We start from the raw sequence: 22,573 nt of genomic DNA on the forward strand, positions 1-22,573 counted from the left end.
CGGAAGAAGTGCGGTGCGCCGCTGAGGGCTCAGGCCGGCAGTGCCCGCTCCTCCACCAGGGCGTCCGGGGTCCCCCCGGCCCGGGCGTCGAGAACGGTCGGCAAGTGCTCGGGACTGAACAGCTCACCGAGCGCGAACTCCACGGCGCCGGTGATGCCGGCTATCTCCTGGTCGAACGCCGACGGCTCGATCCGCAGGTCCCGTGTGACGGCGGGGAGTGCCGACCGGTGGACCTCCTCGCGGATCGCTGCCAGGACGTGGGCACGCGCCCGGGCGATGCCGCCGCCGATCACCACCAGGTCGGGGTCGAACACGTTGACCAACGTCGCCAGGCTGCGCCCGAGCAGGACCGCCGCCCTGTTCAGCAGGGCACGGGCGGCCGCGTCGCCGGATCCGGCCGCCTCGGTGACGTCACCGGGGCGGATCCGACCGGTTCGTCCCAGGACGTCGGCGAGTGCCGGGCTCTGCCCGGTCTCGGCGAGCAGCCGGCCGTCCCGCGCCAGTGCCGCTCCACCGGCGACCGCCTCGAGACAGCCGGTCTTGCCGCAGCGGCACACGACGTCGGCTGCGCCCGGCACCGGGACGTGGTCGATGGCACCGGCGAGTCCGTGCGCCCCTCGGTGGATGCGGCCGCCCACGACCACCGCCGCGCCGATGCCGTAGCCCCCACCCAGGTAGACCATGTGCTGGGACCGCGCAGCGACCGGGTTCACCCGTCGCTCCCCCAGGGCCGAGAGGTTCGTGCGGTTGTCCATCCACACGGGGACCCCGAAGCGGTCGGTCAGGCGCTGGCGGGTCGGGTGGCGGCTCCACTCGGGCATGGTGGGCATCGCGGCCGGACCCCCGTCGTCGTAGGCCACCGGCCCCGGCATGCCGACACCGAAGGACCACAGGCTCCGGTGAGCGCCGACCTCCTCGACGAGCTCGCCGGCCATCTCCTCGACCGCGCCCATGACGGCGTCCGGGCCGTCGACGACGTCGGTCTCCCGGTGCCGGGTGTCCAGCAGGTTGCCCGCGAGGTCGGCCACCCCGACCACCAGCTCGTTGGTGGCGATGTCGGCCCCCAGCACGTAGCCGGCCTCGGCGTGCAGCCGCAGGCGGCGCGGGGCCCGGCCACCGGTCGAGGGCCCGAAACCGTCGGACACGACCAGGCCGGCCACCTCCAGCTCCGCGACGCGCTGCGCGACCACGCTGCGGCCGAGGCCCACCCGCTCGACGAGGAGCGGCTGGGTGATGTCCGCGGAGTTGCGGATGGCACCGAGCACCGCAGCGAGGCCGGTGTAGCGATCACTCGGCACGTGTGCGCCTCCTTCCAGGCCGGGGTCCGCTCACCATCATCGGTGCCGCGGCGCCGTCACGAGGCCACCGTGGGGACGGATCGTCCCGACGGGGTACTCCACCCGGCGCGGTCGCCCATTCTCCCGCCCCGTCACACCCAGGCCGCACGCCCTGTCCCGGCGACGGGCGCCGGCGTGAGCGAGCAGCCGGCCGGGCGGCGCATCGCGGCTCAGTCGTCGACGCGGAAGCCGATCTTCAGGCGCACCTGGAAGTGGGCCACGTTGCCGTCGACCACCTGACCACGGATCTCCTCGGTCTGGAACCACTCGATGTTGTGCACCGTCCGAGCGGCCTTGGCGATCGCCGTGCGGATCGCGTCGTCCACGCTGCTCGGGCTGCTGCCCACGATCTCGCTGAGTCGGTACACGTGGTTGCTCACGACTGACCTCCCGGGTGGGCGGCGCCCGATGGCGACGCGCCTCACCCTGGCACGCCGAGCCCGGGAGGACGTGCACGAACGCGGCATCGTCGCCGGCGTGAGCACGGGAGCAGGACCATCGCGACGGAGTGGAGGGCTACCCAGTGGTGACACGGACCAGCCTTCGCGGCAGGGATCAGCGCGCCTGAGGACCTGTGCCAGCCGTGTTGACCGACCTGCCGGCACCGCGCCCGGCCTGCGGCGAACAGGGGTGGCCGATGGTGGTCACGAGGTGGTCAACCGCCGCAGGAAGCAGTCAGGGGCCGTCCCGACTCTCGTCGGACCGGCCCCTGACCTGCGGTTTCCCGCTGTCGGGCTGACAGGGTTCGAACCTGCGACCCCTTGACCCCCAGACCTGCGCAGCACATCCGCAGGAGTTCGGTCAAGTACATACATGCAGGTCAGCCCATGAAGGGAACGAGTGCGATCCGCAGCGGACGACACCGCCAAGGAACAATGGTGGTCAAGATGGTGGTCAAGATGGTGGTCAAGATGGTGGTCAACAGCGCCGCGTTCCTGCGTCGACGGCGAGAGGTGGACCGGTCCGTTACTTGCTGTCCGACCTGCGGGGCGGGTCTGGTCGAGTCCGATGCCACGGCCTCACCACACTGCTCGATCTTCGACACCGTCATTCACCGGTCGTAGCCCCGAGGAGGACAGGAGCGCGACCTGCTGATGTCGGCCCACTGGCGCAGCGGCGACGTGCTGTCGCGTTGCACCGCCTCGACCGGCCTCCAGCGCGCCCACGACGCCGACCGGTGTCCCGGTTGCGCGATCGTCTGTGGACCGGCGCAGGGAGGGCGGCGTCGAGCGGTTCTACGCGCATGTCCCGTGCACTGCTCTACGGCGCTGGCCAGCGTCCCCCACGCCGCTGCTTCCCGGTCTGGCCGGGCGCCAGAGAATCGAACCTCTACCGGTTCTCGGACCATGCGCTGTCGAGCAGGCCGCACAGGATGGCCAGCGCGTCCCGTAGTTCGAGGTCCGTCGGGGCTCCGTAGCCGAGGACGACGCCGGGGGACGCCGTCGGGCCGTCGTGGTAGTCGGCGAGGTCGGCGACGACCACTCCGCGGTCGGCGGCAGCGCGGACGAGTGCGGCGGCGTCGGCACCTGGACGGAGGTGGACGACGACGTGCAGCCCGCCGTCGAGAGCACCCAGGGTCATACCGGGCCGGCCGCCCAGCGCGGACACCACCATCGAGCGCCGGTGGTTGTAGTACCGCTGCGCCCGTGCGGTGTGCCGGGCGAGGCCCCCACCGGAGAGGAAGTGCGCGAGCGCGGCCTGCTGCACCCCCGACACCGGCGAGTCGAGCGCGGTGCGGATGGCCCGCAGCCGCTCTCCCACCGTTCCACGGGTGACCATCCAGCCGCAGCGCAGCCACGGGGTGAGCGTCTTGGACCAGCTGCCGATCAGCACCACGTTGGCGTCCGAGGGCAGCGACGCCATCGCCGGGAGCGGCCGTTGCCGGTGGCGGAACTCGCTGTCGTAGTCGTCCTCGAGGACGACGACGTGCTCGGCCGCGGCCCACCGCAGCAGGTCCACCCGCTCCTGCACCGGCATCCGGCCGCCCAGCGGGTACTGGTGCGACGGCGTGAGCAGCACCGCGTCCGGCGCCGGGGACAGCGCCGCCAGGTCGGCCACCCGCGGGCCGTCGGCGTCGACCGGCAGCAGCACCACCTGGGCGCCCGCGGTGGCCAGCACCCGCCGAGCGGCGGGATAGCTGGGGTCCTCCACGACGATCCGGGGAACGCGTCCGGGCGCCCCGAGGGCCGTGGTGACGAGCGCGAGGGCGTCGCTGGCACCGGCGGTGACGATCACGTCGTCGGCGACCGCCTCCATCCCCCGCGCGCGGCGCAGGTAGACGGCGACGGCTCGCCGCAGCGCGGGCAGGCCGAGCGGATCCGGCGGCCCGGACGGGAGGTCCTCGGCCACCGCCCGGCGCCAGGCCGAGCGCCACTCGGCGTCGTCGAGCAGCCGGGTGGCGGGCCGGCCCGGCGTCAGGTCCACCGCGTGGGGGGCGGCGGGCGGATCCGGCGCCGGACGATGGGCGCCCGGAGGGCGCCGCGCCGCGGTCAGGTCGGGGCGGACGGCGATCACCGTGCCGCCGCCCCGGCGCCCGGTTGCAAACCCCTCACCGATCAGCTGCTCGTAGGCGGTGACCACCACTCCGCGGGAGACCTCGAGGTTGGCAGCCAAGGTGCGCGTGGACGGCAGCGTGTCGCCCGGTCCCAGTGCACCGCCCAGGACGGCGGCGCGCACCGAGGCCGCGATCTGCACGCTCAGCGGCGCGTCCGCTGTCCGGTCGACCGGGACGAACAGGTCACCGGTGTAGGCCATTTGGTCCTCCTGGGTCCACGGCGTTTGGACTGCCGCGAGGACCAAAGTGTCGCGCATCGTGGACGTGCACCCAGACCCGACGTCCATGGGAGGACACCATGAGCGCGCAGACGCACCCCACCTCCACGATCGGCACCGAGCGCGTCAAGCGCGGCCTGGCCGAGCAGCTCAAGGGCGGCGTGATCATGGACGTCGTCACGCCCGAGCAGGCCCGCATCGCCGAGGACGCCGGCGCGGTCGCCGTCATGGCGCTCGAGCGGGTGCCCGCCGACATCCGCGCGCAGGGCGGCATCGCGCGGATGAGCGATCCGGACATGGTGCAGGGGATCATCGACGCGGTGTCCATCCCGGTGATGGCCAAGGCCCGCATCGGCCACTTCGTCGAGGCGCAGGTCCTGCAGACCCTGGGCGTGGACTACGTCGACGAGTCCGAGGTGCTCACCCCCGCCGACGAGGCCCACCACATCGACAAGCACGCGTTCACCGTGCCGTTCGTCTGCGGCGCCACCGACCTCGGCGAGGCGCTGCGCCGGATCGCCGAGGGCGCGGCGATGATCCGGTCCAAGGGCGAGGCCGGCACCGGCAACGTCGTCGAGGCCACCCGGCACATGCGGGCGATCCGGGCCGGGATCCGCCGGCTGGCGACCCTCGACGAGCCCGAGCTGTTCGTCGCCGCCAAGGAGCTGCGCGCCCCGCACGACCTGGTCGTCGAGGTCGCGCGAGCCGGGAAGCTGCCGGTCGTCCTCTTCACCGCCGGCGGCATCGCCACCCCCGCCGACGCGGCGATGATGATGCAACTGGGCGCCGAGGGCGTCTTCGTGGGCTCGGGCATCTTCAAGTCCGGCGACCCCGCCCAGCGGGCCGCGGCCATCGTGCAGGCCACGACGTTCTCCGACGACCCGGCCGTGATCGCCAAGGTCTCCCGCGGCCTCGGCGAGGCGATGGTCGGCATCAACGTGGACACGCTGCCGGACGCGCAGCGCTTCGCCACCCGCGGCTGGTGAGCGCTCCACACCCCGGGGACGTCCGCATCGGGGTGCTCGCGCTGCAGGGCGACGTCCGCGAGCACTTCGCCGTCCTCACCGGGCTGGGCGCCGAGGCGGTGACCGTGCGGCACCCGGCGGAGCTGGCCGCCGTCGACGGGCTGGTCCTGCCCGGCGGGGAGTCGACGACGATGGCGAAGCTCGCCGTCCGCACCGGCCTGCTGGAGCCCTTGCGCGACGCCGTCCGCGGCGGGCTGCCCGTCTACGGCACGTGCGCCGGGCTCGTGCTGCTGGCCGAGCGGCTGCTGGACGCCCCGCCGGACCAGCCCACCATCGGGGGCCTCGACGTCACGGTGCGCCGCAACGCCTTCGGCCGGCAGGCCGAGTCCTTCGAGTCGCCGGTCCCGCTGGCCGGCGTCCCCGGGGGGCCGCTGTCGGCGGTGTTCATCCGCGCACCCTGGGTGGAGGAGGCCGGGCCGCAGGTCGAGGTCCTCGGGCGGGTCGGGGGCGGACCGGCCGACGGCAGGATCGTCGCGGTGCGTCAGGGCGCCGTCGTGGCCACCAGCTTCCACCCCGAGCTCACCGGGGACACCCGGGTCCACCGGCTCTTCATCCACATGGTCAGGACGTCCGCCAGACGCCGCGCTCAGTGCGCGACCTGAACCCGGCGGGCCGACCATGGGCGCGTGACAAGACAGCGTCTGACCGCCTGGGCCAGGCCCATCCCGGTGGGACCAGACGTGAGCGCGCCAACGCTACGATCGCCATGACCACACGCCCGCTCCGGTCTTCCTCCAGTCGCAGTCCCGTTGTCCGACCGCGGACGGGACTCGGCTGCTCGTCTCGTCAGAGCCGAGACACCACCGGGCTCCTCCCCGGCGATCCAGCGATGGGGCCCGGTGCGTGAGTCACCGGGACACCGGCTGAGGCGCGGTCGCTGTAGCCGCGGTCGCCGCAGGGGCCTCTGGAGCGGGCAGCCGCAGCCGCTTGAGCAGCAGGGCGTTGACCGCGACGAGGAAGCTGGACCCGGACATCGACAGAGCGGCGATCTCCGGCCGCAGCACGAGCCCGAAGGCGGGCTCGAACACGCCGGCGGCGATCGGCAGCGCGATGGCGTTGTAGCCGATCGCCCAGCCGAGGTTCTGCCGCATCTTGCGCAGCGTCCCCCGGCCGATGGTGAGCGCGGTCGGGACGTCGAGCGGGTCGGATCGCATGAGGACGACGTCGGCGGTCTCGATGGCGACGTCGGTGCCGGCACCGATCGCGATGCCGAGGTCTGCTTGCGCCAGGGCCGGGGCGTCGTTCACCCCGTCGCCGACCATCGCGACGCGTCTGCCGGACTGCTGCAGCTCGGTGATCTTCGCGGCCTTGTCGCCGGGGAGGACCTCGGCGATGACCCTGTTGATGCCCAGCTGGCCGGCGATCCGGCGGGCGGTGGCCTCGTTGTCGCCGCTGAGCACGACCACCTCGACGCCGGCCTCGTGCAGCGCGGTCACCGCGGCGGCCGAGGTCTCCCGCGGAGCGTCGGCCAGGGCGATCACCCCCGCGGCACGTCCGTCGACGGCGACCAGGACGGCGGTGCGGCCGCTACCGGCCAGCTCGTCCCGGCGGGCGCCGAGCGTCCCGAGGTCGACGCCCTCGTCGGCCATCAGCCTGGCGTTGCCCACCAGCACCCGGTGCCCGACGACCTCCGCGGCTGCCCCGTGGCCGGGGACGTTGCGGAACCCGGTGGCGGTCAGCACCGGCACGCCGAGGGACTCGGCATGCGCAGCGACGGCGGCGGCCAGCGGGTGCTCGGACTCCCGCTCCACGGCGGCGGCCAGCGCCAGGACGTCTTCGGCCACCATGCCGTCGACCACGACGTCGGTGACCTCGGGCTCCCCCTTCGTCAAGGTGCCGGTCTTGTCCATCACCACGGTGTCGATCTGCGCGGCGGTCTCCAGCGCGGTGGCGTTCTTGAACAACACGCCGCGCCGGGCGCCGAGACCGGTGCCGACCATGATCACCGTCGGCGTGGCCAGGCCCAGGGCGTCCGGGCAGGTGATCACCACGACGGTGATCGCGAAGAGCATGGCCGTGGCGAAGACGGCGCCGACCAGCAGCCAGACCGCGAGGGTGAGGCCGCCACCGATCAGCGCGACGAGGACCAGCCAGAACGCGGCCCGGTCGGCCAGCCGCTGGCCCGGGGCCTTCGAGTTCTGCGCCTCCTGCACCAGCTGCACGATCTGGGCCAGCGCGGTGTCAGCGCCGACCTTCGTCGCCCGAACGCGCAGGGTGCCGGTGGTGTTGACCGAGGCGCCGATGACCGCGTCGCCGGGCGCCTTGTGCACCGGCAGGCTCTCGCCGGTGACCATCGACTCGTCGACCTCGGAGTCGCCGTCCTCGACCACCCCGTCGACCGGGATCTTGGCGCCCGGCCGTACGAGCAGCAGGTCCCCGACGACGACCTCGGCGGTGGGCACCTCGACCAGCTGCCCGTCGCGGAGCACGACGGCACGCGGCGGTGCCAGTTCCAGCAGCGTGCGGATGGCGTCGTTGGCGCCGCCGCGGGCGCGCATCTCGAACCAGTGCCCGAGCAGCACGAACGCGGTGAGCACGGTGGCGGCCTCGTAGAAGACCTCCCCGCCCCCGGTCAGCGTGATGACCAGGCTGTACAGCCAGCCCGCGCCGACCGCGACGGCGACCAGCACCATCATGTCCAGCGTCTTCGCACGCAGCGCCCGCCAGGCGCCGTCGAAGAAGATCCAGGCTGACCAGAAGACCACCGGCAGCGACAGGAGGAGCGAGAAGACGTCGTCGCGCAGGCCGAACGGCGCCGGCGCGGTGAAGCCGAGCACCTCCCGGCCGATCGGCGACCACAACAGGATCGGCACCGACAGCAGTGCCGCGACGAGGAAGCGGTTGCGCATGTCCCTGGCCATGTCGTCCGTCGACATGCCGGCGTGGTGGCCGCCGTGCCCCATCGCGTCCTGCGGCGTCATCCCGCCGTGTCCGCCGAGGCCCATCTCGTGACCGGCGTGAGGAGCCTGTCCGTGGTCGCCTCCCCCGGCGTCCGCGGTCGGCCGGTGGCCGCCGTGGTCGTCACCCCCGTGCGGCTCCGCGGCGGGGTCGCACACGTGCCGCGGCACCGACTGCCCGGCGCAGTGGTAGCCGCAATCGCGGATCCACGCGGTGAGGTCGGCCACTGAGGTACGTGTCGGGTCGTAGGTGACCGTGGCGGTCTGACCCACGGGGTTGGCCTCGACGCCCAGGACGCCGGGGCGCCGGCCGAGGACGCGCTCGACGGTGGCCTTCTCCGACGCCCAGTGCACGCCGGCGACTTCCAGCACGGTTGTCGTCTGGTCTCCTGCCATGACCTCTCCTCTCCCGGTCCACCGCGGCCTGTGGGCGCGCGGGTCTGGCAGTGAGTGGGCTGTGGATGCGGCCCTCAGCGGGCCGCGGTGGTCGCCCGTGGTGCGTCACTGGTGGCGTCGGCTGCCGCTTCCCGGCGCACGCCGGCCGGGGTCGCACCGCTGGCGGTGCGGAAGCGGCGCAGCCGCAGGCTGTTGGTGACGACGAACACCGAGGAGAACGCCATCGCCGCGCCGGCGAGCATGGGGTTGAGCAGCCCGGCGGCGGCCAGCGGGAGTGCGGCGACGTTGTAGGCGAAGGCCCAGATCAGGTTGCCCTTGATGGTGCTCAGAGTCCTGCGGGACAGCCGGATGGCGTCGGAAGCGGCACGCAGGTCGCCCCGGACCAGCGTGAGGTCGCTGGCCTCGATGGCCACGTCGGTGCCGGTGCCCATCGCGAGGCCGAGGTCGGCCTGGGCGAGTGCGGCGGCGTCGTTGACGCCGTCGCCGACCATCGCCACGACCTTGCCCTGCTGCTGCAGCCGGCGGACGACGTCGACCTTGTCGGCGGGCAGCACCTCGGCGATGACCTCGTCGATACCGACGGCTACGGCGACCGACCGGGCGACGGTGGCGTTGTCGCCGGTCAGCAGGACCGGGGTCAGGCCCAGCTCGCGGAGCTGGCGGATGGCCTCGGCGGAGGTGTCCTTGATGGCGTCGGTGACCACGAGGACGCCACGGGCGGCGCCGTCCCAGCCGACGGCCACGACGGTCCTGCCCTGCGCTTCAGCCGCGGTCTTCGCCTGCTCGAGTTCCGCGCCGAGGGGCTGGGACCAGTCGGCCAGCAGCGTGGTGCGTCCGACGAGCACCGCGTGCCCGTCGACGATCCCCTGCACCCCGAGGCCCTCGACGTTGGCGAAGTCCTCCACGGCCGGCAGGTCGCCGACGGCCTCGGCGGCGCCGGTCGCGATCGCTCGGGCGATCGGGTGCTCGGAGGCGTCCTCCAGCGCACCGGCCAGCAGCAGCACCTGGACGCGGTCCTCGCCGGGAGCGGCGACGACGTCGAGCAAGGTCATCCGGCCGGTGGTGACCGTGCCGGTCTTGTCGAGTACGACGGTGTCAACACGGCGGGTGCTCTCCAGCACCTCAGGACCCTTGATCAGGATGCCGAGCTGGGCGCCGCGGCCGGTGCCGACCATGAGCGCGGTCGGTGTGGCCAGGCCCAGCGCGCAGGGGCAGGCGATGATCAGCACCGCGACCGCCGCGGTGAAGGCGGCCGCCAGTCCGCCACCGGTCCCGAGCCAGAAGCCGAGGGTGCCGACGGCGAGGCCGATGACGATCGGGACGAAGACGCCCGAGACGCGGTCGGCGAGGCGCTGCACCTCGGCCTTGCCGTTCTGGGCGTCCTCGACCAGCCGGGCCATCTGCGCCAGCTGGGTGTCGGCGCCGATGCGGGTGGCCCGCACGACGAGCCGGCCGCCGGCGTTGACGGTGGCACCGATGAGGCCGTCGCCGGGTCCGACCTCCACCGGCACGGACTCGCCGGTGAGCATCGAGGCGTCGACCGCCGAGGAACCCTCGGTGATCACGCCGTCGGTGGCGATCTTCTCCCCGGGGCGGACGACGAACAGGTCGCCCACGGCCAGCTGGTCGACGGGCATCCGCTGCTCACGCCCGCCGCGCAGCACCGAGACCTCCCTCGCGCCCAGCTCGAGCAGCGCGCGCAAGGCGGCGCCGGCGCGGCGCTTGGATCGGGCCTCGAAGTAGCGCCCAGCCAGGATGAACGTGGTGACCCCGGCGGCGACCTCGAGGTAGATGTTCCCCGAGCCGTCGGTGCGGGCGATGGTCAACTCGAACGGGTGGGTCATGCCCGGCTCGCCGGCGGTGCCCCAGAAGAGCGCGTACAGCGACCAGGCCAGCGCGGCGAGGGTGCCCATGGAGATGAGGGTGTCCATCGTGGACGCGCCGTGGCGCAGGTTGGTCCAGGCCGCCTTGTGGAACGGCCACGCTCCCCACACCACCACCGGCGCGGCGAGGGTGAGCGAGAGCCACTGCCAGTAGGTGAACTGCAGCGCGGGGATCATCGCCATCGCCACCACCGGGACGGTGAGGACGGCCGAGATCAGCAGCCGCTGCCGCAGGGTGCGGACGTGATCGTCGCCCTCCGAGGCGTCCGGCTGCCCGCCGTCGGTCTGGGCCTTCGGGGGTTCGGGCAGGTGGGCGGTGTAGCCGGTCTTCTCCACCGTTGCGATGAGGTCGGCGGGCGTGACGTCGCCGGTGAAGGTGACTCTCGCCTTCTCGGTGGCGTAGTTGACCGTGGCGGTGACGCCGTCGAGCCGGTTGAGCTTCTTCTCGATGCGCGCCGCGCAGGAGGCGCAGGTCATCCCGCCGATCGCCAGGTCGACGTGGTTGTCGCCGGCCTGGGTCGACGGGGTCGTGTTCTGTGTCGCGGAGCTCATCGTCTTCCTCCTCGGATCGCGCTCGCGGTGGTCGGGCAGTGGGCGTCAGCCGTGGGCGTGGCCGTCGTCGCCGTGCCCACCCCCGTCGCCGGTGGCAGGGGTTCCGTTGCCGGTCGGTGCGCCGGCGAGATCACCAGCGCGGACGGTGAACTCGGCGGTGCGGACGACGTCGCCGTGCTGGAAGTCCAGGAACAGCCGGTAGTCCCCAGCCGAGGGGGCGGTGGCGTAGAAGGTGATGTCCGGGCCGGGCGCGGTGGTGCCGTCACCGGGCTCACCGGCCGGGTGCACGTGCAGGTAGGCCAGGTCGCCGTCGCGGAGGGCGACCAGGTGCCCGTAGGCGGCCAGGTAGGGCTGCAGGTCGGTGACCGGCCGGCCGTCCCGGCTGACCGACAGGGTCAGCTCGGACTCGGCGCCGGGGGTCAGCTGCCCGTCGAGCGTGACGGTGTACCCGTCGACCTCAGCCGTGGTCGACGGCTCGGGCAGCGACTGCGGGACGAGGTCGCCCGCGACGTCGACGTCGGCGCCCAGGACGAGCCCGGCGTCCCCGCCGGCGGGGTCGAAGTCGGCGAACAGCCGCCAGGTGCCGGCGGTCAGCTCCAGCGGGATCGACCAGGTGCCGTCGGCGGCCAGGTCCGGGTGCACGTGCTGGTAGCCGGTCAGGTCCCGGCGCACGGCGATCAGGTGCAGGTCCTCGTCGTGGGCGGTGTCGTAGGCGGTGACCGGGCGCCCGTCGGGGCCGAGGATCCGGAAGGACACCGGGGTGGCCGCGCCGGCCGGCAGGGAGCCGGCCACGTCGAGGGTGTAGCCACCCTCCGAGATCTGCAGGCCGCCGGGCACGTGGTCGACGGCGGATGCCTGCGGTGCACTGGTGTCCATCGGGGACTCCGTGTGCGACCCGGTGGAGGAGGCGGTGTCGTGGGTGGCGGTGTCATGGGTGGCGGTGTCGTGGGTGGCGGTGTCCTGGGTGGCGGTGTCCTGGGTGGCGGCGTCGTCGGCGGCCGCGCCGATGGGGCCGGCCACCGAGCCGATGCCGGCGGCGGCGCCGAAGACGGCGACCAGACCGAGCGCGTAGACGCCGAGCCGGGTGGGGGTGTTCATCGGGGTCCTTCCTGCAAGTGGTGCCCGGGGAGCCGGGAGATGCCGGGCCGGCTGCGGACAGTCAGGAGCGGACGAGGCGGGCGATCGCCTCGGAGGCCTCGCGGACCTTCTCCTCGGCCTCGGGCCCGCCCTTCTGCGCGGCGTCGACCACGCACCCGGCCAGGTGCTCATCGAGCAGGCCGAGGGAGAACGACTGCAGGGCTCGGGTGGCCGCCGACACCTGGGTGAGGATGTCGATGCAGTACTTGTCGTCCTCGACCATCCGCTGGAGCCCGCGGATCTGGCCCTCGATGCGGCGCAGCCGCTTGAGGTGCTCGTCCTTCGCGTGGGTGTAGCTGGCCATGTCGGTCTCCTCGTGCAGTCGGCAGGTGCGGTGGGGGAAGTGGGGCGGAGCGCCGGGTCCGACGGGCAGCCGGCGCTCCGCTCCGGACCGGGTCAGGCCGGTACGACCTCGTAGCCGGCCTCGTCGACCGCCGCGGCGACCGCGTCGGCGGGCACCGGCTGGTCGGCCTCGACGGTCACCCGGCCGGCAGCCACGTCGACCTGCACCCCGGTGACACCGGGGACCTTCGAGACCTCCTCGGTCACCGCGCTGGCGCAGTGGCCGCAGGTCATCCCCCGGACGGCGTAGTCGGTGGTGCTCACGGTGGTTCTCCTCTCGAGGTGGATGGGTACCCCCTAGTGGTACGGGGTACAAGGTGTACCCCCCTGGGGTACATCTGACAAGTGGTTGTGGCGCTCGTCTCGTGCACGCCTTGACCGCTGCGCCGAAACAGAAGGTGGCCGACGAGGGTCACCTCCTGCCCCTGCTGCCTGTCGTCGCAGCGCGCGTCACTGCGATGGCGCCGTCGTAGCCTCGAGCGCGTGAGGACGGTGCTGCACGGCTGGGCGGCGGTGCTGCTGCTGGCCGCGGTCTTCCTCGGGCACGGACTGCAGTGCAGCCCGGCAGCCGGCCACCCCACGAACGCCGACCACGGCCAGGGCTCCCCCACCGTGTCGGTGGCGCTCACGGCCACCGACACCCACCGGACCGACCCCACCGCTCACGCCGCCGAGAGCCCGGCGATGGCTGCACCGGCCGCACACACCGCGGCGACACCCGCCACCACCGCCGACAGCACGCCCGGGCACTGGCACGGCCTGCCCGGTCATCTGTGGATGGTCTGCCTGGCGGTGCTCGCCGCCGGCCTGGCCGTCCTGGCCGCCGTCCTCGCACCCCGGCTGGTCGGGCTGGCATCGCCCCTCACGGCCCCGCGGGAACTGCGCGGCGCTCGCTGGCCCACGCCGCTGCGGCCGCCGGAGCTGTCTTCACTCTGCGTCCTGCGGATCTAGGCCGACTGCTCGACCGTCCCGCGCCAGCACAGCTGCCGCGGCGACGGTCCGCGCACGCCTCCCTCCAGCAACGACCGCAGGAGAACACCCTCATGAACCGCACCACCGCACACACCCCCGGCCTGACCGGCGCCCTGCTCGCCGGGCGAGTCACCGCCGTGCAGGCGCCCGTTCGAAGACGCAGATGGCCCCTCGGGCGAATGCGCTGGTCATGGCGGTGACGTGCGAGCCACGCGACCGGAGATCGACGCCGGACACGACGCACGGCTCGCCGAAAGCGCCACCCGGCGGCACAGTCATCAGGCCCGGTTGCGGACCGTCGACAGGGACCATGGTGGTCAAAACTGTGGTCGGAAAGCAGTCAAGGGCCGTTCCGGATCTCTCCGTAAGCGGCCCCTGACCTGCGGTTTCCTACTGTCGGGCTGGCAGGATTCGAACCTGCGACCCCTTGACCCCGAGTCACCTTCGTGACATTCGCCGTCGTCCGCGGTCGTGCTGTTTCCGCAGGTCGCAGGGCCGCAGCGTCCGCCGTCGTTCGGGCCGGGTACGGGCTCGTCCGGACCGCGTTGCTGTACCGGTTGCGGTAGCCCTCCCCCGCACCCGGGAGCGTCGTCCACTGTGCCCAGCAGCTCAGTGCTGAACCCGGGCGGACGCCTGATGCGCTCCCGGCTGGCAGTACGGATACATCCTCCAGTCCTTCTCCGGCCAGCTCCCCGAAGTCGTTCGCCACACCGAGCGCGCCCCCCGCTGGACAACTCCCACGATTGGTGGTGGTGTTTGCCCCTCTCGTCGACAGGACGAGGCGCGGTTCACCGGGCCCAGTGAGGGGTGGTCGTGAAACCGGCGGTGTGCCTGTTCACCGACAGCACGGCCCCGTCCGGTGTGGGCGAGCACATCCTGACCCTCGCGGACGAGCTGCAGGAGAGTTTCACGCTCTCGCTCGTCTGCCCGCCGAGCCCAAGCGGCTCGCGGCTGCTCGAGCGCGCCCACGCGCTCGGGGTGAGGACCGCGGAGATCCACGTCGGCCGTCCCGACAGCGAAGCCGAGCTGGTCGCGTTCCTGAGCGACGTCCGAGTGGAGCTCTTCCACTGCCACGCCGGAGTGATGATCGAGGGATACGCCGGGGTGCGTGCGGCCCGGCAGGCCGGCGTCCCCGCGGTGGTGCGCACCGAGCACCTGGCCGAGCCCTCCGCCGTGTTTCCCACCGACGAACTGCCCGACCTCCTGCACTCGCCGTACCACCACCCCGACCGGCGGCTGTCCGACGCAGAGGTGGCGGAGCTGGTCACGGTTCTTCAAAGGGAGTACCTGGACGTCGTCGAGCTCGTCGACCGCGTGATCTGCGTGTCGGAGGGCGTGCGCGACAGCTTCCTCGAGGTGGGGGTCGAGCAGGCGAAGCTGCGCGTCGTGCGCAACGGGATCCGGCCGTCGCGCGGCGGGGTGAGCGCGGAGAACGCTCGCGGCCGCCTGCACCTGCCCCCAGAGCGGCGGATCGTGCTCAGCGTCGGCCGGATGGTCGAGTTGAAGGGGCACCGCTTCATATTGGGCGCTGTGGACAAGGTCGTCCGGAGCCGGCCGGAGGCGGTGTTCCTGTGGGTCGGTACCGGGCCGCTCGAGACCGAACTGCGCGAGGGGGTGCGGATGATGGGCCTCGATGAATGGGTGTGGTTCGCCGGGGAGCGCTCGGACGTCCCTGACCTCATGGCCGCCGCGGACGTCTTCCTCCTCGCGTCCACCGTTGAGGGGCTGCCGCTCGTCGTACTCGAGGCGATGGCAGCCGCCCGCCCCGTCGTGGCGACCCGCGTACCCGGGACCAGCGAGGTCGTGATCGACGACGTCACGGGCCGGCTGGTCGAGCGGGGAAGACTGGACGGCACGGGCGACACCGACGCGCTCGCAGCCGCCATCCTGGAGCCGCTGGAGGACCGGAAACTCGCGTCCGCCTGGGGCAGCGCGGGCCGGGCGCGCGTACAGCGCGAGTTCAGCAGCGAGCGGATGGCGCGGCAGACCGCGGAGGTCTACGTCGAGCTGCTGCGCTGAGGCCCGCCGGTCCCGCACTGGAGACGACCACCGGGCAAACACCTCACTGCTCCAGCGTTGGCCCTCCCCCGGCTCTCCGCAACGCTGATGCAGGTGGCTCGCCTCCGGATCGCCACATGGGAGCGGCGTCCTCGCTTCGTCTGGAGAGGTTCACGGGTGATCTGGAGAGGTTCAGGGGTGCCAGAGCGCGCGGCCGGTGACGGCGTCGAAGACGTGGGCGCTCGACGCCTTGACCGCGACTGTCACCGCGGCACCGGGACGAATCACGGATCGCGGTGGAAAGAACGAGCGCAGCGTCGCGCCACGTGACTTGTCGCCGGACACTTCGCTGCCCCGGGCTGTGATCGGCGGGGCGCCGACTGCGACCGTGACCACGTTTCGTCGACCGGTGTACTCGACCTCCCGCACTACCGCAGCCAGGGCCACCGAGTCCGGGTCGTTGCCGGCCGTGGGGTCGTGCACGTCCTCAGCTCTGAGCCCGAGTACCACCTCACGGCCCACGTGGTCACGAAGCGGCGGCGGAACCGCCCGCCACAGCGGCAGTGTCCTGTTGCCCACGGTGAACGCGGCCTGCCCGCCGGCGGACACCAGCCGGGCGGGAAGCAGTCCGATCGGCGGGGTGCCGACGAACCCGGCCGCGAACAGGTCCACCGGCCGCTCATACAGCTCGCGAGGTGTGCCCACCTGCACCACGGCGCCGTCGTGCAGCAGGGCGACCCGGTCGGCGACCGCGAGTCCTTCGGCTTGGTCGTGGGTGACGAAGAACGTCGTGGCTCCCAGGGAACGGACGATGTGGACGATCTCCTGACGCACTCGGGGGCGCTCCGCGGCATCCAGGCCCGCGAGCGGCTCGTCGAGCAAGAAGACGTCCGGGCGCTGCACGAGAGCGTGCCCGATGCCGACCAGGCCGCGCTCGCCCGTGGACAAGTCGTCCGGACGGCGGGGCAGTAACCGGCTCAACCGCAGTTGCCGGGCGAGGTCCTTGACCCGCTCCTTCACCTCGGTATCCGGTAGCCGCTGCGCGCGCAGCCCCCACCCGAGATTGCGGGACACGTCGAGAAAGGGAATGAGCGCCGAGGTCTCGAAGACCATCGCCACGCGTCGCTCACCGGGCGGCAGCTTGGTGACGTCACGGCCGTTGATGATCACAGTGCCGGACCCGACCTGGTTGAGCCCGGCGAGCACCCGCAGGAGGGTGGACTTGCCGCTTCCTGAGGAACCGAGCACGACGAGCAGTTCCCCGTCGGCCGCCCGGAGCGTCACGTCCCGCAGCACCTGTCTGCCGTCACGGATGACGGTCACGTTCTTGAGCCATGTGCCGCTCATCGGGTCGCCCATCCGCCGCCTCCACCGCTCAGGCCGCTGCCCGACCGATGATCCACGACGCTGGGCGCTGCGGTGGGCGGAGTCTGCTGAGTTCGGGCAAGCCGAGGCCATCCGGGCTGCCCCTGAACGTCACTCGTCCCGCCTAACGACCTAGTGCATGGTCAGCCGCGAGCCGTCGTTGATCTCCTGTGGTGCGGGAGTCGACGGTGCAGGTCTGCTCCCGGCACCCGGTCGATCCAGGTCGAATCAGCGGACACCCACGAAGTCATTCGTCCGGCGTACCGAAGGTCGAGGAGGGCTCGTCGAGCGCAGTGTCCGTGCGGCCGGTGACGATCCGGAAGATGTCCTCGACAGGGAGCTTCGGCGTTCCGTCAGCGAACACGAGCCCGTTGGTCTCCTGCCCGGTGTCCATGAACTGCGTGTAGCAGAATCCGACGATGTCGCTGCTGGCCCGGAGCGCCTCGAAGAGCCCTGCGAGACGGCCGGCGTACTCGTCCGTCGACTCGACCTGGTCGTAGCCCCAGGACTCCTCCTGCTGCGAGAGCGAGATGCCGCCGAACTCCGTGATCATCAACGGAGCCCGGCCGTCGAGGAATCGTTGTCGTTGCGCGTCGTTCAGGATCGGCCGTCGCCCCTGCGGGCCGTGCCCGGTCAGGACTGCGCGGAGGGCCGCCTGGTTGTCGAGGTAGCGGGCGCGTAGCCGGTCGGGGTCGACGGTGTAGTCGTGCAGCCCGAGGATGTCGCTGTCCACGTGCTCCCACCCCTCGTTGGAGACGGCGGGACGGCTCGGGTCCAGGGCCCGCGTCAGGCTCACGAGGGACTGCGAGAACTGCTGCTGAGCCGGGACCGTGGCGATGTCCTGCACTCCCCAGCTCTCGTTGACGGGGACCCACACCACGACCGAGGGGTGGCTGCGGTAGCGGCGGACGATCTCCATCCACTCGGAGGTGAGCAGGGCGATCGCACTCACCGAGAACTCGTAGGCCCCGGCCGTCTCGCCCCATACCAGCAGACCGAGCCGGTCAGCCCAGAAGAGGAATCTCGGGTCCTCGGCCTTCTGGTGGATGCGGACCGCGTTGAACCCCATCGCCTTGATCAATTCCACTTCGGCGCGCAACTCGTCGTTGCCGCGCGAAGCGAGGTGGGTCTCAGGCCGGTAGCCCTGGTTGAGCACGGACCGCGTGTAGTAGGGCTGCCCGTTCAGGTTGAAGGAGCCTTCGCCGACCGACACCTCCCGCAGACCCAGGTAGCTGGCCACCGTGTCGACCGGCTGCCCGGAGTCGCGGTCGCGCAGCACCACCTCCGCGTCGACGAGGTGGGGATGCTCCGGGGCCCACAACAGACGCGCGCGGTCCTGACCGTTGCGCACCGCCGGTACGGCGATGTCGATCTGGGTGACCGCCTGCCGTACCACGCACGTGGCCTCCCCCAGGACCTCCTCGCCGAGGCTCAGCGTGACCTCCAGCTCGAGCGGAGTGGCCGGCGTGGCGGCCAGCGTGACCTCCCCACGGACCACGGCGGACGACGCGTAGAAGGTCCACGCGACGTCGACGACCGCTGGGACCGGGACCGTCTCGAGCCAGACCGGTTGCCAGATGCCGGTCGTGCGCTCGTACCAGATGCTGTGCGGCTTCTCTCTCCAGTCCTGCTTGCCGCGGGGCTGGTGGAGGGCGTGGGGGTCGTCCTCGGCCCGGACCACGAGGACGTGCTCCTCCGGACCCTGATCCTGGCTGGTCGCCAGCGCGTCGGTGACGTCGGCGGTGAAGGGCGTCTGGCCACCGACGTGCTCGGCGACCAGCTGTCCGTCGAACCAGACCTGGGCGCTGTGGTCGACGGCACCGAAGTGCACGAGGACCCGACGTGCGTCACCGCCGTCTCCGGCGAGGACGTCGTGCGGAATGACCCGGCGGTACCAGACGACAGGGTGGAACTCACGAGCCCCCACCCCTGAGGCGGGCGACTCCGGGGGGTACGGAACCTGGATGCTCCGCTCGAACGCTTCGGCGCTCGAGGGGTGGAACCACCGCGAAGCAATCCCCTCGCGGGCGTCGTCGTGAGCGAACTGCCAGGTGCCGTCAAGGCTGGTCCACGCCTCCCGGCACATCAGGGGTCGGGGATGGGAACCGTCCTGCTGCGTCGCCTTCACGAGCGGGCTCCTCCGTTGCGTCGACGAGCAGTCGCCTTCACCTGGCCCGCATCAGCGCACACGAGGAAAACCTTAGAGGCCCGATGTCTGGGTCACGCGTCTCACTCAACGACGAGTGCCGAGTTGCCGTCGATATACAGCCGTGTGACAGTCATCGGGTTCGGCTTATCGCGCCAGACTGGATGTCCCCTCATGACTCAGCTCTCGCGTCGCCAGTTCCTTGCCGCGGGGGGCAGTGTCTCGCTCGCCGTCGCGATGTCGGGGTGCTCCACACCGATCGGGAGCAGCCTCACCGGGGCCCAGCCGAGCACGGCCGACGTCATCTTCTGGCACCTGTTCGGCGGCGGCGACGGCGAGAACATGGCGACCATGATCGAGACCTATCGCGAGTCGTCCGGCACGTCGGTCGAGTCCTCGCTGCTCTCCTGGGGCAACCCCTTCTACACCAAGCTGGCGCTGTCGACGTCGAGCGGCCGCCCGCCCGACGTGACCGTCGCGCACCTGTCCCGGGTGCCCCTCCTGGCGCAGGCCGAACTGCTCGAGCCCGTCGCGGACCAGTTCGCCGCCGCGGGGATCACCGAGGACAAGTTCACACCGGCCGCCTGGGAGAAGGCCACGGTGGACGGCACCACGTACGCGGTGCCGATCGACACCCACCCGTTCGTGCTGTACTACAACACCGAGCTGGCGGCGCAGGCCGGCCTGCTCGACGAGACCGGCGAGAACCTCAAGCCCATGAGGAACAGCGACGACTTCGTCGCCACCCTCCAGGCGATGAAGGACTCGACCGGTAGCGAGTACGCGGCGGTCGCGTCGATCACGGTGGACCCCTCGACCTGCTGGCGCCTCCTCCTGATGACCTACTCCGGTCTGGCCGGACCGATCGTCGAGGACCTCGGCACCCGGGTCACGATCGACCGCGCCGCGATGGAGGAGTCCTTCGCCTTCCTCCAGAGCCTCACCGGGGACCTGGGACTGATGCCACGCACCGCCACGTCGACGACGTCGTCGACCCTCTTCAGTAACGGCGAGGTCGGCTTCCTCTTCGACGGCGTGTGGCAGATCCCGACGTACCGGGACGTCGAGGGTCTCGACTTCAACGTCGTGCCCTTCCCCGCCCTCCTCGGCCCCGAGCCGGTCGCCTACGCCGACTCGCACGCACTGGTCGTCCCGGCGAGTCCCGGACGCTCCGACGAGCGGACGGCGAACGCCGTGCGCTTCGTCCAGGGCCTGCTGGACCAGAGCTCGACCTGGGCGGACGGCGGGCACGTCCCCGCCTGGTTACCGGTGCAGGAGAGCGAGGAGTTCCTCGAGCTCCAGCCGCAGAGCAACTACACGGAGGCGGCCTTCAACGCGGTGTACGACCCGCCGGGTTGGTACACCGGAGCGGGCTCGGACTTCCAGACCGCCATGGGCTCCGTCGTCGCCAGCGTGCTCACCGGGGCCACCGACCCCGCGGGTGGCGTCGCCGCCCTGACCAGCAGCCTGCAGACGTTCTCCACCGCCCGGCCACCCGTGTAGGACGGAGACCGCGCCATGACCGCCACCGCTCTCCCCGCGCCCAGGACAGGGGTCGAGGTCGGGGACCGCGCCGCGACCGCGGGGAGGCCCCCGCGGTCGGAGAACCGGGCGGGCTGGCTGTTCGCCACCCCGTTCCTGGCCCTCTACCTCGCCTTCCTCATCGGCCCGGTCGTCATCGGCCTGCTGATCAGCCTCTTCAACACCACGACCGTGAGATCCGGCATCGGCAGCTGGGTCGGCTTCTCGAACTACGCCGACGTCCTGACCAACGCCGACTTCTGGGCCTCGATGTGGCACTCGGCGCTGTTCACGCTGCTGACCACACCGATCCTGGTGCTGCTGCCGCTGCTGTTCGCCGTCCTCGTCTCGCGCCTGGCCCGCGGCCAGTGGTTCTACCGGCTCGCCTTCTTCGCCCCGTACGTCGTGCCCTCGGCCGCGGTGTGCCTGATCTTCGCGTTCATGTACACGCCCGAGACCGGGCTCATCACCAACGCCTTCGGCTGGTTCGGGCTGACCGCCCCCGACTTCTTCGGCAGCACCTCGGGTGCCTGGTTCGCCGTGGTCCTGCTCACCGTGTGGTGGACGTTCGGCTTCAACTTCATCCTCTACACCGCGGCCATCCAGGAGATCTCGGAGGAGGTCTACGAGGCGGCGGCGCTCGACGGCGCCGGGCCGTGGCAGCAGATCCGGATGATCACCGTCCCCATCCTGCGCCCGACCATCGGCCTGGTGCTGATCCTGCAGGTCCTCTCGTCCCTGAAGGTGTTCGACCAGATCTACATCCTGCTGACCGGCGGCCCGAACTACACGACGCGTCCGGTCATCCAGTACATCTTCGACACCGGGTTCTCGGCCTATCGGGGCGGCTATGCGGCCGCCGCGACGATGGTCTACTTCGTGGTCCTGGTCCTCGTCAGCGTCGGCTGGTTCCTGGTCCGGCGGCGCAACAACTCCGCGAACACCTGAGGGAGCTCGGACGATGGCGACAGCCGTGGCCGCGCCTGCGGCCGACACCGATCGTTCCGGCACCCGGCGCTCGCGCCGGGGTGGCGAGCAGGACCGGAGCGGGAGGCTCTTCAACCGGCTCGCCGCCACGTGTATGACGCTCTTCGCGCTCATCTGGCTGGTCCCGTTCCTGTGGGCGCTGATCACGTCGCTGCGGCCCAACGAGGAGATCGCCGCGAACCCCACGAACCCGTGGGGGAGCAACTGGAACCTCGACGCGTACAGCTACGCGTGGAACTCGAGCCCGCTGGGCTGGTGGTACGTCAACAGCTTCATCATCTCCTCCCTCACGGTCGTCTTCACCGTGGTGGTCTGCTCGATGGCCGCCTTCGCCCTGGTCAACCTCAACTTCCGCGGGAAGTACGTCCTGTTCGGGCTGATCCTGGCCGGCCTGATGGTGCCCGTCGAGGCGCTCGTCCTGCCGCAGTTCCTGGAGTTCCGCGCCATCGGCCTGCTGGGGACCTACTGGGCGGTCATCCTGCCCTCGGTCGCCCTCCCCGTGGCCCTGTTCGTCTTCCACTCGTTCATCAAGGCCATCCCGGTGGCCCTCATCGAGGCCGCCCGGCTCGACGGTGCCAGCTGGTGGCGGATCTATTCCCAGATCGCCATGCCGCTGTCCCGGCCGGCGATCTCCGCGGTGGCGATCCTGACGTTCATCACGTCCTGGAACGCCTTCCTCTGGCCGCTGCTGGTCCTCACCCAGACCAAGTCGCAGACCATCCCGGTCGGGCTCAGCAGCCTGGTCGGCGGTTCAGCGATCCAGTACGCCGAGACCATGGCCTCCGCCGTCCTCGGCATCCTGCCGCTGCTCGCCGTCTTCCTGGTCCTTCAGCGCCAGATCGCCCAAGGGGTTGCCAACACCGGCATCAAGTAGCACCAAAGACGTCCTTCTCGAGGCGGCCCCGCGGAACGCCATCGCGGAGCTGGCGGCCGTGCGCGTAGGGCTTGGTGCTGCGCCGCCGGGTCATCGTGGAGGAGGCCGTCACCGAGGTCGACGGCGCCCGCCGCGCCGGCTACTGGGGCCCCCGATGCGGATCGGGGCCTGACCAGAGGTCCCGTCGTGGAGCCACGGTCACCTCGCAGCTGAGTCCTGCCCCCGCCATTCCCTCCGAATCCGGGAAGCAAGATCGCCGCACGGCTCGATGCCTCGAGAAAGGCGGCTCTTGATCCAGCCCGACAGCATGGGGGCACGCCGCTCTCACGGCGTCCAGGGATCGCGCCACACCCGTACGGCCATCACAGG

At 71.7% G+C, this 22,573-nt stretch carries 17 protein-coding genes; 7 read left to right on the forward strand and 10 right to left on the reverse strand.

Annotation, left to right across the window (positions count from 1 at the left end; translation table 11 throughout):
• Positions 1-29: 29 nt before the first annotated feature.
• The 3 genes from BM414_RS08440 to pdxR form a co-directional block, all read right to left on the reverse strand.
• Positions 30-1,298 carry an ROK family transcriptional regulator gene (locus BM414_RS08440; protein WP_175551497.1) on the reverse strand — a complete coding sequence of 423 codons (1,269 nt, stop codon included), beginning with the start codon at positions 1,296-1,298 and terminating at the stop codon, positions 30-32.
• A gap of 209 nt (positions 1,299-1,507) precedes the next feature.
• Positions 1,508-1,717 carry a dodecin gene (locus tag BM414_RS08445; protein ID WP_093578982.1) on the reverse strand — a complete coding sequence of 70 codons (210 nt, stop codon included), beginning with the start codon at positions 1,715-1,717 and terminating at the stop codon, positions 1,508-1,510.
• A 949-nt stretch (positions 1,718-2,666) separates the two neighbouring features.
• On the reverse strand, positions 2,667-4,091 hold the full coding sequence (gene pdxR / locus BM414_RS08455; RefSeq protein ID WP_093578984.1) for a MocR-like pyridoxine biosynthesis transcription factor PdxR: 1,425 nt from the start codon (positions 4,089-4,091) through the stop codon (positions 2,667-2,669).
• Between the two features lie 98 nt (positions 4,092-4,189).
• Here pdxR and pdxS point away from each other — a divergent pair, with 98 nt between their 5' ends.
• Positions 4,190-5,095, forward strand: coding sequence for a pyridoxal 5'-phosphate synthase lyase subunit PdxS (gene pdxS / locus BM414_RS30125; protein WP_093578985.1), 906 nt, complete (start codon positions 4,190-4,192; stop codon positions 5,093-5,095).
• A complete protein-coding gene (gene pdxT, locus BM414_RS30130; RefSeq protein ID WP_139245747.1) occupies positions 5,092-5,736 on the forward strand; it encodes a pyridoxal 5'-phosphate synthase glutaminase subunit PdxT in 645 nt (214 codons plus the stop codon). The genes pdxS and pdxT overlap by 4 nt, the downstream gene beginning before the upstream one ends.
• Before the next feature lie 246 nt (positions 5,737-5,982).
• Here the strand turns inward: pdxT and BM414_RS08470 are convergent, their stop codons facing one another.
• The 5 genes from BM414_RS08470 to BM414_RS08490 all read right to left on the reverse strand — a co-directional run bounded on the left by BM414_RS08470 (position 5,983) and on the right by BM414_RS08490 (position 12,605).
• On the reverse strand, positions 5,983-8,427 hold the full coding sequence (locus BM414_RS08470; RefSeq protein WP_093578986.1) for a heavy metal translocating P-type ATPase: 2,445 nt from the start codon (positions 8,425-8,427) through the stop codon (positions 5,983-5,985).
• A gap of 74 nt (positions 8,428-8,501) precedes the next feature.
• Complete coding sequence (locus BM414_RS08475; RefSeq protein WP_093578987.1) at positions 8,502-10,862, reverse strand: heavy metal translocating P-type ATPase; 2,361 nt, start codon at positions 10,860-10,862, stop codon at positions 8,502-8,504.
• A 45-nt stretch (positions 10,863-10,907) separates the two neighbouring features.
• A complete protein-coding gene (locus BM414_RS08480) occupies positions 10,908-11,960 on the reverse strand; it encodes a hypothetical protein (protein WP_093578988.1) in 1,053 nt (350 codons plus the stop codon).
• A gap of 61 nt (positions 11,961-12,021) precedes the next feature.
• Positions 12,022-12,303, reverse strand: a complete 282-nt coding sequence (locus BM414_RS08485; RefSeq protein ID WP_093578989.1) for a metal-sensitive transcriptional regulator — start codon at positions 12,301-12,303, stop codon at positions 12,022-12,024.
• A 92-nt stretch (positions 12,304-12,395) separates the two neighbouring features.
• Positions 12,396-12,605, reverse strand: a complete 210-nt coding sequence (locus BM414_RS08490; protein ID WP_175551498.1) for a heavy-metal-associated domain-containing protein — start codon at positions 12,603-12,605, stop codon at positions 12,396-12,398.
• A 219-nt stretch (positions 12,606-12,824) separates the two neighbouring features.
• On the opposite strand from BM414_RS08490, the gene BM414_RS29225 reads away from it, so the two are divergent.
• Positions 12,825-13,292: a DUF6153 family protein gene (locus BM414_RS29225; RefSeq protein ID WP_175551499.1), complete on the forward strand. Its 468-nt coding sequence runs from the start codon at positions 12,825-12,827 to the stop codon at positions 13,290-13,292.
• An 834-nt stretch (positions 13,293-14,126) separates the two neighbouring features.
• A complete protein-coding gene (locus BM414_RS08500; RefSeq protein WP_175551500.1) occupies positions 14,127-15,332 on the forward strand; it encodes a glycosyltransferase family 4 protein in 1,206 nt (401 codons plus the stop codon).
• Positions 15,333-15,503: 171 nt separating this feature from the next.
• Here the strand turns inward: BM414_RS08500 and BM414_RS08505 are convergent, their stop codons facing one another.
• Both BM414_RS08505 and BM414_RS08510 read right to left on the reverse strand, forming a co-directional pair.
• Positions 15,504-16,670 (reverse strand): ABC transporter ATP-binding protein, encoded by a 1,167-nt coding sequence (locus tag BM414_RS08505; RefSeq protein WP_175551501.1) that lies wholly within the window; start codon positions 16,668-16,670, stop codon positions 15,504-15,506.
• A gap of 253 nt (positions 16,671-16,923) precedes the next feature.
• Entirely contained in the window at positions 16,924-18,804 is a 1,881-nt protein-coding gene (locus BM414_RS08510; protein WP_093578993.1) for a glycoside hydrolase family 2 protein, read from the reverse strand.
• A 192-nt stretch (positions 18,805-18,996) separates the two neighbouring features.
• On the opposite strand from BM414_RS08510, the gene BM414_RS08515 reads away from it, so the two are divergent.
• Genes BM414_RS08515 through BM414_RS08525 form a run of 3 tightly spaced genes read left to right on the forward strand, consistent with a single transcriptional unit; the run spans position 18,997 to position 22,204 of the window.
• Complete coding sequence (locus BM414_RS08515; protein ID WP_093578994.1) at positions 18,997-20,325, forward strand: extracellular solute-binding protein; 1,329 nt, start codon at positions 18,997-18,999, stop codon at positions 20,323-20,325.
• Between the two features lie 15 nt (positions 20,326-20,340).
• Positions 20,341-21,291, forward strand: a complete 951-nt coding sequence (locus BM414_RS08520) for a carbohydrate ABC transporter permease (RefSeq protein ID WP_093578995.1) — start codon at positions 20,341-20,343, stop codon at positions 21,289-21,291.
• 13 nt (positions 21,292-21,304) lie between these two features.
• Positions 21,305-22,204, forward strand: coding sequence for a carbohydrate ABC transporter permease (locus tag BM414_RS08525; RefSeq protein ID WP_093578996.1), 900 nt, complete (start codon positions 21,305-21,307; stop codon positions 22,202-22,204).
• Positions 22,205-22,573: the final 369 nt, after the last annotated feature.

The sequence above is a fragment of the Geodermatophilus amargosae genome (assembly GCF_900116515.1).
In the GTDB taxonomy this organism is placed as follows: domain Bacteria; phylum Actinomycetota; class Actinomycetes; order Mycobacteriales; family Geodermatophilaceae; genus Geodermatophilus; species Geodermatophilus amargosae.

Excerpts from the sequence above, each read along its gene's own strand:
- pdxR (WP_093578984.1), bottom strand. The coding sequence starts at position 4,091 with ATGGCCTACACCGGTGACCTGTTCGTCCCGGTCGACCGGACAGCGGAC.
- BM414_RS08520 (WP_093578995.1), top strand. The coding sequence starts at position 20,341 with ATGACCGCCACCGCTCTCCCCGCGCCCAGGACAGGGGTCGAGGTCGGG.
- BM414_RS08475 (WP_093578987.1), bottom strand. The coding sequence starts at position 10,862 with ATGAGCTCCGCGACACAGAACACGACCCCGTCGACCCAGGCCGGCGAC.
- BM414_RS08470 (WP_093578986.1), bottom strand. The coding sequence starts at position 8,427 with ATGGCAGGAGACCAGACGACAACCGTGCTGGAAGTCGCCGGCGTGCAC.
- BM414_RS08505 (WP_175551501.1), bottom strand. The coding sequence starts at position 16,670 with ATGGGCGACCCGATGAGCGGCACATGGCTCAAGAACGTGACCGTCATC.
- BM414_RS08515 (WP_093578994.1), top strand. The coding sequence starts at position 18,997 with ATGACTCAGCTCTCGCGTCGCCAGTTCCTTGCCGCGGGGGGCAGTGTC.
- BM414_RS08480 (WP_093578988.1), bottom strand. The coding sequence starts at position 11,960 with ATGAACACCCCCACCCGGCTCGGCGTCTACGCGCTCGGTCTGGTCGCC.
- BM414_RS08525 (WP_093578996.1), top strand. The coding sequence starts at position 21,305 with ATGGCGACAGCCGTGGCCGCGCCTGCGGCCGACACCGATCGTTCCGGC.
- pdxS (WP_093578985.1), top strand. The coding sequence starts at position 4,190 with ATGAGCGCGCAGACGCACCCCACCTCCACGATCGGCACCGAGCGCGTC.
- BM414_RS08485 (WP_093578989.1), bottom strand. The coding sequence starts at position 12,303 with ATGGCCAGCTACACCCACGCGAAGGACGAGCACCTCAAGCGGCTGCGC.